The sequence below is a fragment of the Sphingopyxis sp. genome (assembly GCF_036402335.1).
Lineage (GTDB): Bacteria > Pseudomonadota > Alphaproteobacteria > Sphingomonadales > Sphingomonadaceae > Sphingopyxis.
The window spans coordinates 1-11,936 of sequence record NZ_DASWTD010000199.1 but is presented as its reverse complement, the minus strand read 5'-3'; the positions used below and the strand labels follow the sequence as shown (position 1 = coordinate 11,936).

The 11,936-nt window shown below is 63.5% G+C and carries 10 protein-coding genes; 4 read left to right on the top strand and 6 right to left on the bottom strand.

Going from position 1 to position 11,936, the window contains the following annotated elements; genetic code table 11:
* Positions 1 to 573: TonB-dependent receptor plug domain-containing protein (locus tag VGD20_RS06365; RefSeq protein WP_331133652.1), on the bottom strand; the 573-nt coding region annotated here is incomplete at its 3' end.
* Between the two features lie 139 nt (positions 574 to 712).
* Between VGD20_RS06365 and VGD20_RS06360 the strand changes: the two genes are divergently transcribed.
* Complete coding sequence (locus VGD20_RS06360; protein WP_331133651.1) at positions 713 to 1,462, top strand: helix-turn-helix transcriptional regulator; 750 nt, start codon at positions 713 to 715, stop codon at positions 1,460 to 1,462.
* A 67-nt stretch (positions 1,463 to 1,529) separates the two neighbouring features.
* Entirely contained in the window at positions 1,530 to 2,654 is a 1,125-nt protein-coding gene (locus tag VGD20_RS06355; RefSeq protein ID WP_331133650.1) for an acyl-CoA dehydrogenase family protein, read from the top strand.
* Here VGD20_RS06355 and VGD20_RS06350 read toward each other — a convergent pair.
* The 3 genes from VGD20_RS06350 to VGD20_RS06340 all read right to left on the bottom strand — a co-directional run bounded on the left by VGD20_RS06350 (position 2,651) and on the right by VGD20_RS06340 (position 5,472).
* Positions 2,651 to 3,676, bottom strand: a complete 1,026-nt coding sequence (locus VGD20_RS06350; RefSeq protein ID WP_331133649.1) for an acyl-CoA dehydrogenase family protein — start codon at positions 3,674 to 3,676, stop codon at positions 2,651 to 2,653. The two genes, VGD20_RS06355 and VGD20_RS06350, sit on opposite strands and share 4 nt — an antisense overlap.
* A 164-nt stretch (positions 3,677 to 3,840) precedes the next feature.
* Positions 3,841 to 4,407: a methylated-DNA--[protein]-cysteine S-methyltransferase gene (locus VGD20_RS06345; protein ID WP_331133648.1), complete on the bottom strand. Its 567-nt coding sequence runs from the start codon at positions 4,405 to 4,407 to the stop codon at positions 3,841 to 3,843.
* Between the two features lie 342 nt (positions 4,408 to 4,749).
* The gene (locus VGD20_RS06340) at positions 4,750 to 5,472 is read right to left on the bottom strand and encodes a sterol desaturase family protein (RefSeq protein ID WP_331133647.1); all 723 of its coding nucleotides are present in this window, start codon (positions 5,470 to 5,472) and stop codon (positions 4,750 to 4,752) included.
* A gap of 148 nt (positions 5,473 to 5,620) precedes the next feature.
* Between VGD20_RS06340 and VGD20_RS06335 the strand changes: the two genes are divergently transcribed.
* Entirely contained in the window at positions 5,621 to 6,286 is a 666-nt protein-coding gene (locus tag VGD20_RS06335) for a TetR/AcrR family transcriptional regulator (protein ID WP_331133646.1), read from the top strand.
* Positions 6,287 to 6,400: 114 nt separating this feature from the next.
* Here the strand turns inward: VGD20_RS06335 and VGD20_RS06330 are convergent, their stop codons facing one another.
* Both VGD20_RS06330 and VGD20_RS06325 read right to left on the bottom strand, forming a co-directional pair.
* Positions 6,401 to 8,290, bottom strand: a complete 1,890-nt coding sequence (locus VGD20_RS06330) for a CocE/NonD family hydrolase (protein ID WP_331133645.1) — start codon at positions 8,288 to 8,290, stop codon at positions 6,401 to 6,403.
* Between the two features lie 61 nt (positions 8,291 to 8,351).
* Positions 8,352 to 11,120, bottom strand: a complete 2,769-nt coding sequence (locus VGD20_RS06325; protein WP_331133644.1) for a TonB-dependent receptor plug domain-containing protein — start codon at positions 11,118 to 11,120, stop codon at positions 8,352 to 8,354.
* Between the two features lie 199 nt (positions 11,121 to 11,319).
* On the opposite strand from VGD20_RS06325, the gene VGD20_RS06320 reads away from it, so the two are divergent.
* On the top strand, positions 11,320 to 11,936 hold a 617-nt coding region (locus tag VGD20_RS06320), incomplete at its 3' end, for a CocE/NonD family hydrolase (RefSeq protein WP_331133643.1).

Below are 11,936 nucleotides of genomic sequence, written 5' to 3'. Positions count from 1 at the left end.
CCCCGAGAGATGGCCTTCGAAATTGTAGGTCTGGTAGTTGCCGAGCTCGGCCTTGACGCCGCCCTCGAAACTGTCACTCGGCTTGGCGGTGATGAAGTTGATCAGCCCCGCGGTCGTGTTGCGGCCATAGAGCGTCCCTTGCGGTCCCTTGAGCACCTCGACGCGCTCGAGGTCATAGACCGGCCCGGTGTTCATGATCGGATAGGCATAGGCGACCTCGTCGACATAGGTGCCGACGGTCGAGGTCGCCGAGAGGTTGATCGTGTTGAAGCCGATCCCGCGCAGTGTATAGGTCGGAACGCCCTGATAGCTCTGCGAAACGGTGAAGCTCGGCGCGACCGTCGTGAGATCGCGCATGTCGGTGACGCGCAGATTTTCCAGCGTCTGGCCGTCGACCGCCTGGATCGCCATGCCGACGTCGTTCATCGATTCGGCGCGGCGCTGCGCGGTGACGATAATGTCGCCCCCGGTCGCGACGGTGTCAGGCGTCTCCTCCTCCGCCGCAAACGCCGGAACTGCGAGAGCAAGACCGGTCGCGGCGCCCGCGGCGAGGAAAATACGCATTGCCTTCATCACTCATCCTCCCTCAAACGGCTGATCGCGGGACTCGTCTTTGTGCGAGCGTCGCAGCAGCCGGACGCTGCCAAAGGACAGAATTGCGGGGCCGCAGACAAGCTGGCACCTGTGGCAGGATGGGATCGAGGGAGGTCGCGTGGCGGATCATCAGGTAAAATGCTGGGCAGAGCTGCCGGCGCTCGTCGCGGCGGTGCAGGCAAGTGGCGACCGGATCGGCCTGCCCTTTATCGCCGCGCAGGCCGATCTCGGCGACCCCGAACCGATGGCTGACGAAAGCGGCCGCCCCTATGCCGAAACGAGCTTTCGCTGGATCGACCCCGACCATGCCTATTGGCGCGACCGCAAGTTGGCGTTGCACATTGCGTTCCTGACCGCGGCGCGACTGGTCGCCGAGCCCTTTTATTACAGCGACGGCCAGCTCCGGACGTGGCGCCCGACACGGTTGCTCGAAGCTGTCGATTGCGAGCAGGCGAAGAATACGCCCAATTTCGGCGAGGCGATTATCGCGCCCGTACACCTGCCGCGCGGACTCGTCGGCGCTGTCTTCTGGTGCTCGCGCGAACCGGTCGGGGTCGCGGCGCTGTTCGAGCGCCATGCGGGCGAACTGCACAATCTCGCGCTGAAGCTTGTCGCGACGCACAACGAGGCACGCGGGCGCCCGCGCAACGCCACCGTCCCGCAAACGCTGACGCGCCGCGAGGTCCAGTGTCTGCGCTGGGCCGCAGCGGGCAAGACCGACGGCGAGATCGGGATCATCCTGTCGCTGTCGGTATCGACCGTGCGCTTCCACCTGCGCAACGCTGCGGGGAAGCTCGGCGCAACCGGGCGCGCACAATCGATCCAGATCGCCGCAGGGCTCGGCTTCGTCGGGGCTCGCGCCGCCTGATGCCCGGACTGATGCAGGTGCCAGCTTGGCCGGGCATCGGACAAGGTCCTAAGCCGGGCGCATGGATATGTTGAACGACCCGGCGCTGGCAGCCTTTCGCGACGAGGTTCGCGCCTTCCTGACCGCGCATTTGCCCGATGACATCCGCCGCAGCGCGGCGCGCGCGACGAGTGTTTTCATCGACCCTGCCGTGTCGCTGCCCTGGCAGCGCATCCTTCATGCCCACGGCTGGGCGGCACCCGACTGGCCGACCGAGTTCGGCGGCCCCGGCTGGAGCGAGACCGAGCGCTATATCTTCGCCGCCGAATGCGCGCAGGCCGGGGCGCCGAATCTTGCGCCGATGGGCCTCAAGATGGTCGCTCCCGTGATCATGCATTATGGTAGCACGGAGCAGCGCGCGCATTATCTGCCGCGTATATTGTCCGGTGAAGATTATTGGTGTCAGGGCTTTTCGGAGCCCGGTGCGGGGTCGGACCTTGCCGCCTTGCAACTGCGCGCGGTACCCGACGGCGCGGATTATGTCCTAAGCGGATCGAAGATCTGGACCACCCACGCGCATTTCGCGAACCGCATGTTCGCCCTCGTCCGCACCTCGAACGAGGGCAAGCCGCAGGCGGGGATCAGTTTCCTGCTGCTCGACATGATGGCGCCCGGCATCACGGTAGAGCCGATCCGCACGCTCGCTGGCGACCATGAATTCAACCAGGTCTTCTTCGACGATGTCCGCGTGCCGCAAGCGAACCGGCTCGGCGACGAGAATCAGGGCTGGTCGGTCGCCAAGCATCTGCTGACCTTCGAGCGCGGCGGCAAATATGCGCCGGGACTGATCGGTCGCCTCGAACGATTGCGTGCCCGCGACGACGTCGATCCGGTGCTGCGCGCGCAGCTCGATCGCGAGGCGATCACGCTGAAAGCGCTGCAGGCGCTCGAAATGAAGGCAATGCGCGGCGTTGGCGGCAGCCCGGCGCTCTACGCGTCGGCGCTCAAGATCCTCGGCACCGAGACGGCGCAGCGTATCGACACGCTGGCGTGCGAGGTTGCAGGTTATCCGGCGTGGGCCGACGCCGATGGCCAGGCACCCGCCGACCTCGCCGTCGCCGTACCGCGCTATCTCAACGACCGCGCGGCGACGATCTATGCCGGGTCGAACGAAATCCAGCGCGACCTGATCGCGCGCATGATGCTCGGTTAGGCGGCCGTCTCCGCAAAGCGCGCGAGATGGCCGGCCCGCGGACCGAATGCCGCTGCGATAGCCAGCGCGCGTTTGAAATAGCCGCCTAGACACAATTCTTCGGTCAGTCCCATCGCTCCGTGGATTTGCACTGCGCTTTCGCCGACGGTTCGTGCCGCGTCGGCGACCTCGATGCACGCGGCACTGACGGCCTGCGCCCGATCGGGCAGGTCCCGCTCGACCGCAAGCACCGCCACCTCGACCAGTGCCGCCGCTTTCATCGCTGCAAGCTGCATGTCCGCGACGCGGTGGCGGAGCGCCTGAAACGTGCCGAGCGATGCGCCGAATTGCTTGCGCTGCGCCAGATAATCGATGCTGTCGGCGATCATCCGGTGGATCAGGCCGACCGCCTCGGCACAGCGGCCGGCGAGGACCAGATCGCCGACGAATTCAGCTAGCTCCCGAGCCTCGGCGTCCGTCGCCAGAAGCTCGGCATCGCCCGGCTTCAGGGTAAAACCGAGGTCGGCGGATACGCTGCCGTCGTGCATGATCCGGTGGCGCTGCTCGACCTTGTCCGGAGCGGCGGCGATCAGGAGCAGGGCGCCGCTGTCGGCCAGCATGAAAAAATCGGCTTCGGCCGCTCCGGCGACGAGCATGGCCGTGCCCCGAACGGTCCCGCCCTCGTCCACCACTGGCATCGTCGCGGTCGACGCAGCGCAAAGGATGGCGGCGCGCCGGCTGCCCGTCGCCAGCTCGGAGAGGGCCGGATGATCGGGCGCCACGCGGGCGAGCAGCCAGGTAGCCGCGGCATGCGACAGCCAGTCGGCGCCCGCGAGCGCGGGCCCTAGCTCCGCCATGACAAGCGCGATATCGATGGCACCGCCACCGAAACCGCCCGCTGCCTCAGGCAGGGCGAGGCCTGCAAGCCCGAGCGATTCCGAAAGCTCGTGCCAGCCGGGTCGCACATGATCGACGAGAAAGCGCCGGACGCTGTCCAGCAGAACTTGCTGCTCGGCATGCAGCGGAAAATCCAACCCCGCCATCTCAGGCCAATCCATCCGGCGATATTCCGCTTTGGCAAATCATATGACACACGCTCTCCCGCCTTCGTCCTAGCGATATGCCACCAAGGTGGTCTAGCTGATTGGTGTGTCAGGTCCGTGCGGTCCGAAAAGCCGGCAATGCAGGGAACGCCGCGATGAAAAGCCTAGAAATCGAAGCCCTGCTGCGCCGGTGGCGGCTCCACGGTGCCGGTTGCCACCCCTTCGAGTTCGAGCATCCGCGCTTTCGACATCGAACCGCCTGGCGCAGAAAAGCCACCGATCTTGCCGCCTGCCGCGGTAACGCGATGACAGGGGACGATCAGAGGGATCGGATTCTTCGCCATCGCCTGCCCGACGTCGCGCGCATATTCGGGTCCGGCGCCGAGCATCTGCGCAATGGCGCCATAGGTGGTCGTGTCACCCCAGCCGAGCTGGCGTACCCGATCGTAAACTTGTGCGAAAAAGGGATTCTGCTCGCCCATATCGATCGGCACGTCGGCGAAGTCGACACGCTCGCCTGCAAAATAGCGTATCGCCGCATCGATCACCGCCCGCACCTCGGCCGGCGGTTCAGCACGTACTGCTCCGGGCAGGCGGCGTAATATGGCGCGCTCGGCCTCATATTCACTCGGCGCAGGCAGACGCAGACCGGTAATGCCGTTGCGATTCCATCCGATCGCGGCGATGCCGGCTGCAGTCTCGAAAAGCTGATAGCGGCTTTGACGGCCCATGTTCGACTCCCTGCGTGCGAACATAGGGTCGCTTTCTCCCGAATCCAGTTCGCCTGTATCAAGACGCCAGCAACTTTCCGGCGGATTCCAGAAAGACACCGGTTAGCTGCGGGGCGATCTACTGCCCCGTGCCTCACCGTGACGGCACCGTCGGAAGCAGCAGGAAATGTGTTTCGGCCATCGCGACGAGGGCACTCAGCGCGAACAGGACCGAATGCGACGCGCTGTCGGGCACATAATATTCGCCGGAAACCAGTAGAGGTGGCGGAAGAGCAACAACAGCGCCGCGAGGATCGCCGCGCTCGTTGCGACGATGACATTGCCGGCTCGAAACGGCCGGATTCAGGCGATTTCCTTGCCCAGCAGCATCTGGCCGATTTGTTGCGAAGAACCTTCGAAGAAGCCTGCCTCACCATGCCATTCGCGCGGGTTGCGGAAGGTGCCTAGCAGGATGTCGAATATCGGAATGTCGCCGTAATTATAGGCGTGGAGCCCGCGTTCATGATGCACCGCGTGGCTTTCGGGCCGCGTAATGAAATAGCCGAGCCAGCGCGGAGTCCGCAGGTTGCTGTGCTGGAAGATCGCACAAAAGGTCGCCGCGACCGACACGATCAGCGCCGCCTCGGCCGAGAGTCCGATCCCGAGCACCAGCGCGCAGCTGCCGAGCAGCGCCCAACCCATCATGTCGAAGGGATGGAAATAAAAGGCACCCCATATGTCCACGCGCTCGGCGCTATGGTGCATCTGGTGCAGCCAGCGCCAGATCGGCTGCACATTATGCATCGTCCGGTGCCAGGCATAGATCAGGAACTCGTAGAAGAAGAAGCCGGCGACCAACTGCGCCCAGAAAGGCCAGGCCGATCCGTCGACGAGCTGATATTGCCCGAGCATCCTGTCCCACAGCAGCGGCGAGTAGGTCGTCACCCCGAAATAGAGTATGGTGAAGGCGATGCCCTTTATCCGCCACAGCGGCACGTCGGGAAAATTCCTCGCGCGAAACAGCAAGTCGATGCCCGCAAAAAACCCGAACATCGAAAGCGCGATCCAGTGATAGATGCCGAACATCGAGACTTCCCCTGCAAGCTCTGCTCTACAAGTCCTGCGACGACACCGGCTTACTCCGACGCGGCCACCCCGGATAGAAGACTTGCGGTCGGTTTTCTTTTCCAGCACAAAAGGCGCGCAATTCCGTCGATCGCAGCAGGGGGCGACCATGGACGAGCCGAGCCTGAAAGCAGGTGCCTCGCCGGACACGAAACCCGAGCCGCATGGCAAGGGCAAACGCACGCGCGAGCGCCTGATGGACGCGGCCAACGACGCAATCCTGACCAAGGGTTTCGCCGGCACCTCGATCGACGAGCTGGTCGAGGCGACGGGGATCACCAAGAGCGGTTTCTTCTATCATTTCCGCGACAAGGGTGACCTTGCCCGTCAATTGCTTGTCCGCTTCCTCGAAGAGGATGACGCCGTGATGGACGAACTGACCGCGCGTGCAAATGCGCTGTCCGAAGACCCGATGCAGCGCTTCCTGTTTTTCCTCGACCTCTATGCCGACATGACGGACGCGGTTGACGAGGTGCATCCGGGCTGTCTCGTCGCTGCGGTCATCTATCAGGAACAGGCTTTTGACCGCGACGTGCGGCAGATGCTGTTCGAAACCGCGATGCGCTGGCGCGAGCGCTTCCGGCTCTGGTTCCAGGCGATCGACACGCAATATGCGCCGGTCACCCCCATCGATCTCGACACCATCGCCGATAGCTTCAGCGCTGTGGTCGAAGGCTCCATCGTGTTGACGCGCGCGCTGGACGATCCCAAGCTGCTCGGCCGCCAACTCCGCCTGTTCCGGAACATGGTGAAGGCCGCCTATGGGGTCGTATGAGTGTCGCCATCGACCCGGACGGCGAGGCTATTGGGAAGCCCCGAACGTTTTTGATCGATTGTTGCCTGCCCTCTTCCGGACCCGGAGACGCGAAAGCAGGCACCAGACAAACTCTCATTTGGCCTCGGACACCACGGACATCGAGATCGAGGAGGGAAAATCGCGCGAATAAAAGACCGAATGCGTCTGCGCCCGATAATCGCCCGCCTTTGCTCTCAGGATATTGGGTACGAAGGTCTGCGGATTGCGGTCGATCAGCGGGAACCAGCTACTCTGTACCTGCACTCCGATGCGGTGTCCTTTTTGAAACACGTGCGACGCCGAATGGAGATCGATCCTGTATTCCAGAACCTTGCCCGGCTTGATCGCTGCCGGCTTTTCGTAACTGGTGCGAAAGCGGCCGCGGAACACATCGTTCGCGATCATCCGCTGACGGCCGCGTAAATCCTCGGGTGTCGCCGCATCGGATGGATAGATGTCGACCAGCTTGACCACCCAGTCGGCATCGGTGCCGGTCGTGCTGGCATACAAGCGCGCCGCTATGTCGCCGGCGACGATAACATCCTCGGCCAGCGGATCGGTCTGCCAGAACAGCACATCCTTGCGCTGCGCGAAGGGTGCCTGATCGTCGGATATCCACGTCGACCAGTCCGACCCCGGCCGCATGAACGGCTTCAGTATCGCACGATTACGATAGGGGACCGGCTTCGCGGGGTCCGAAACGAAGCTGCTGGCGCCCTTGCGCGCTTGCGGGGCGTCGAAGGAAAGCTTGCCGTCGGGATGCAGAAACAGGCTGCGTTGCCTGCCTTCGGCTGCAGGCCAGCGCGAAAGGCGCTGCCACCGGTTGCGCCCCGACTGGAAGACGAGTGCCTCGGGCTGGTCGAGCTTGCCGATGCCTTTCAGCCAATGGCGAAACCAGGGAAGTTCGACCGAGCTGCGAAACCACTGCCCCGTCTGCCCGCCGAGTTCGAACGGGCCATATTTGCTGCCCTCGCCGCGCCAGCCGCCATGATTCCATGGCCCGACGACCAGATAATTCAGGCCGCGATCGTCGCCTTTCTCCTGATTGGCATAGATCGTCATGGGACCATAAAAATCTTCCTGGTCCCACCAGCCCGCGACGATCAGATTGGGGACGGCAACCCTTGCCGGCATCATCTGCGAGGTCCGGCTGTCGCGCCAGAAGCTGTCATAGTTCGGATGCGAAACGAAGTTCTGCCAGCTCGGCATCGAGCGGCCCAGCAGCCGCTGATCCATATTGGCGAGGTCCGTCTGTTTCAGATACCAGTCATAGGCATCGTCGGTGCCGAAATCGAACGCGTTCATCGTCCGGCCGTCGGTCTCCAGCGCCGACACCCACGACCAGGCGTAATCGAGCCGGAAGGCGCCATTGTGCAGGAAATCGTCGCCGATAAACATGTCTTCGGGAGACGCCTGCGAGGTCACCGCCTTCAATGCGGGATGCGGATTCACCGTCGCCACGGCGGCGGTCCAGCCGCCATAGGACACGCCGAACACGCCGACCTTGCCATTATTGCCGGGCAGGTTCTTTACCAGCCAGTCGATGGTGTCATAGGTGTCGGTGGCCTCGTCGATGCCGTCCGTCGTCTTCTTGAGCGGCCGCAGGTTCACGAACTCGCCTTCGGAGCCGAAGCGGCCACGAATATCCTGAAAAACGAAGATGAACTTGTCCTCGGCCAGTTCGCCATAGCCTCCCGCCTTGCTGAGGCCGCGGTCGATCCGCTCGCGCGTGAAACCATAAGGCGACCGCGTCATGAGGACGGGAAGTTCACCGGCATGGCCTTTCGGGCGCCAGACCTGCGCGTGCAGGCGGATGCCGTCGCGCATCGGAATCATCACGTCCTGCGCTTCATAGTCCGACAGGCCCGGGGCGACGGCAACCGGCGGACTTGCCGCCGGTTGAACCGCCACCGCCGCCCCGACAAGGACGCCGGGCAGCAGCAGGGCCAATGCAAAGCCGTAGCGGATCAACCCTCTGCGCATGACCGCAAATCCCCTCGTCTTGTCTGGGCCATCCGAATGCTGGCGACGATTTGCCGGCAGCCTAGAAATCGACCCGCGCGCCGACCGTCGCATAGGTGCCCACGACGTCGTACAGCGTGCTGTTGACGGTGATAAGCGGGGGCTTGCGGTCGAACACATTGTTGACGTTGGCGAACATCGTGAAACGATCGTCCACCTTGAACCGCGCGCCGATGTCGACATAGGTCCGTGCGCCAATCTTGTTGTTGATCAGCGTCGTGCGCGTCCGGTCATAATTGCCGCCACCGATATAACGGGCGCGAATGTCGAACCCGACATTATCGTCCTCGTAGGTTGCGCTGAGCGTTCCGCGCCATTTCGGCGTCGCGCGCAGCACCGAATCGCCGACGTCGCCGGCGGTCTCGACGCGGCTGAGGCCGGTATCGAACACCAGTTTGTCGACATAGGTCGCGAGCGCGCGGAGGCGTATGCTGCCACCCTCGGCCAGCCTCGCGACATAGGATGCCTCCATGTCGAACCCGCTCGTCTCGAAACTCGCTATATTCTGCTGGTTGGCCGCGACCTCGACGACTGTCCCCGTCGAATCGCGCGTAATGCGATCGCAGGCTGCGGTGCTTCCGCGGAAACAGGCGAGCGTCAGGTTCGATCCGTTCAGCGCCGTGATCGCACCGTCGATCTTGATCTTGTAATAATCGACCGAGGCGCTGAAACCGGGGATATAGGACGGCGAATAGGTCGCACCGAGCGCCGTTGTATAGCTCACTTCGGGCACGAGATCCGGATTGCCGCCCGTAAATGTCGTCACCGTGGACGGCGTCGGGTTATAGGCAGGATTGGCCGCCAGTCGCGCCGCGGGATTGTCTTGGTCGTTCAGCGGCCCGATATTGATCGAGCGCACCGCGAACAATTCTCCGATTCCCGGCGAGCGAATGTCGCGCGAACGCGTCGCGCGCAGAAGCAGGTCGCCGAACAGCCGCGCGGTTCCGCCGAGCTTCCACGTCCAGATGCCGCCGCTGGTGCTGTAATCGGAATAGCGCGCCGCACCGTTGAAATCGAGTTCAAGCTTGTCCTCGAGCTTGAGCACGGGCATCAGGATTTCGCCGAACCCTTCCTTGACGCTGAACCCGCCCGAGGTCGGGGTCGAGAAGACGAGGATGCCGAAGTTGCTGGCGTTCGCCACCGTGAAATCGTCGCGCGACGAAATCTGTTCTTCCCAGCGCGCCTCGGCGCCGACCGCAAAGGTTACCGGCCCGGCCCACAGGGAGAAGAGATCGCCCTGGACCTCGGCACCGGCCGAATCGAGCTTGGTGGTGCCGAAGGATTGCTGGGTCCCTGTGATATAATCGCGCGCCTCGGGCGATATATTATAGGCGCCAAAGGGATTGATCGGCCGGCACGCGGGATCGTCATTGGCCGGATCGGCGTCGGCATTGATCGCGCAGACAGCTTGCCCGCCGCTCGACACCGCGTTGATCGCATTGTTGAACTGCCGGACCAGACGCGAGTTGGCCATCGACTGTTCGCTGTCGACCTCGCCGTGGCTGTACCAAGCCTTGTACCGGAAGCCGTTGCCGAAGGTGCCATCGACGCCAATCGCGGCTTCCTTGCTGACGCGCAGGCCCCGGAACTGCAATTGCAGGGCGTCATTGAAGTAACGGCCAAGCGTAAAGCTGGTTTCGCCCGCAGCGGCAAGCTGGTCGCGGATTCCCTGCGACAGATAGGGGTTGTCCGCCTGGATCGTGAGATAAGGCAGGCCCAGCGCGCCACCGACGGTATAATCGCCGAAGAAGGGCGCGTTCGACAATGCACGCGCATAGGTGCCGTCGACCCAGAAGGTCGCATCGCCTACCTCATAGCTCAGCCGGGCGTAAGTGCTCAGCCGTTCGAACGGCGACGATACGGGAATCGTGTCATAAAGATTGATGCCGTCTTCGCCGCCCACCATCCGCAGCGGGAAGGCGCCTGCACCGATGCCCGTGCCGCGACGGAAATCGCGAAGCGAGCCATCGGGGTTGAACGTCTGCCCCGCCAGCACGCCGCTGGTGATGAGACCGCCGAGCGTGACGTTGCCGAAATTTACGTCACGAACGAGTTCGGAGCCTGTACCCGACGGGATGAAATCGGGGCTGTTGAGTTGCGGCCGCGAGCTCCGGTTGATCACGCCGCGGTCTTTGACATATTCGCCGCCGATGATGAAATGGCCGCGCCCGTCGGCAAAGCTCGTGCCGAATTTCGCATCGAAACCATAGCGGAACCCGTCGCCGCGCGACGAGATGCCGACGTTGCCGCCGATCGACAGGCCGTCATAATCCTTGTCGAGAAGGATGTTGACGACGCCGGCGACCGCGCCGGAACCCCAGGCCGCCGACGCGCCACCCGTCACGACCTCAACGCGCTCGACCAGATTCGTCGGGATGAAATTCAGATTGCCGCCGCCGACGAAGCGGCGGCCGTCGAGCAGCACCAGCGTGCGGTCGGTGCCGAGGCCGCGCATGTCGACAGGCGCGGTGCCGGTCGACGTATTGCCGTTCGACACGCTTGGCGTGGTGGTGGGGCGGATTTGCGGAAGATCGTTCAGCACCTGCTGGATATTCGGACGCGCACCGAGGCGCAATTCGTCCTCGCCGATCACCGTCGTCGGCGTTGGCTGGTCGAAACCGGCGCGTGCGATGCGCGAGCCGGTAACGAGAATCTCTTCATCGTTCGCCGCCACCGCCTCGGAAGCGGTTTGCGCCGCCGCCGGCACGGCGACACATAATCCGATCGCAAGCGCCGCAGCGCTGCTGCCGCGGGCAAGCGTGTAACCGAGCTTGTAAATATCCTTGTGCATCTCATCCGCCCCTTTGTGCTGGGCCGCTCGACGGCGGCTTATTCTGTGTCCCGTTCACAGAAGCTGCCATAATGTCCTATTCAGGACAATATATTTCTTTTATGAGAAATTAAGCCCATAATTGACAAGGAGTTTGGGTTGAGGTCTGGTGGCCTCCGGTGTCGAATCGGGCCCGAAAACCGGGATGATGGAGTTGCTGATGTTGCGCTTTTGCTCGCCGCTCGCTTTGCTTCTTGCCGCCGCCGCGGCGCCGCCGGTGGCCGCCCAGGACCTCTCCAAATACACAGCGGAAGCGCTGGAAAGCGAGCTTGCGACCCACGCCGATTCCCGAATCGCCGTGATGGTTCCGATGCGCGACGGGGTTCGCCTGTCGACCAACATCTATACGCCGAAGAATGCCACCGGCCGCCTGCCCGTAATCCTGTGGAAGACACCGTATAACGAGCACAAGCTGCGCGGATCGACGCAGCGCTATGCGATCGAGGCGGTGCGGCGCGGCTATGTCTTCATCGTCCAGAACGAACGCGGGCGCTATTTCTCCGAGGGGAAATACGAGATCCTCGGCAAGCCGCAGACCGACGGGTACGACACGCTGAGCTGGATCGCGGCGCAGGGCTGGTCGAATGGCAAGGTCGGCACGCTCGGCTGCTCCTCCTCCGCCGAATGGCAGCTCGCGCTTGCCGGGCAAAACCATCCCGCGCACGCTGCGATGGTGCCAATGGCGGCGGGCGCCGGGATCGGCAAGGTTGGCCGCTTTCAGGAACAGGGCAATTGGTACACCGGCGGCGTGCCGCGCAGCCTGTTCTTCGTCTGGCT

What these genes read in the sequence shown, in the direction of transcription:
- VGD20_RS06330 (WP_331133645.1), bottom strand. Translation starts at nt 8,290, where the DNA reads ATGCGCAGAGGGTTGATCCGCTACGGCTTTGCATTGGCCCTGCTGCTG.
- VGD20_RS06345 (WP_331133648.1), bottom strand. Translation starts at nt 4,407, where the DNA reads ATGGGCCGTCAAAGCCGCTATCAGCTTTTCGAGACTGCAGCCGGCATC.
- VGD20_RS06335 (WP_331133646.1), top strand. Translation starts at nt 5,621, where the DNA reads ATGGACGAGCCGAGCCTGAAAGCAGGTGCCTCGCCGGACACGAAACCC.
- VGD20_RS06350 (WP_331133649.1), bottom strand. Translation starts at nt 3,676, where the DNA reads ATGGCGGGGTTGGATTTTCCGCTGCATGCCGAGCAGCAAGTTCTGCTG.
- VGD20_RS06355 (WP_331133650.1), top strand. Translation starts at nt 1,530, where the DNA reads ATGTTGAACGACCCGGCGCTGGCAGCCTTTCGCGACGAGGTTCGCGCC.
- VGD20_RS06340 (WP_331133647.1), bottom strand. Translation starts at nt 5,472, where the DNA reads ATGTTCGGCATCTATCACTGGATCGCGCTTTCGATGTTCGGGTTTTTT.
- VGD20_RS06325 (WP_331133644.1), bottom strand. Translation starts at nt 11,120, where the DNA reads ATGCACAAGGATATTTACAAGCTCGGTTACACGCTTGCCCGCGGCAGC.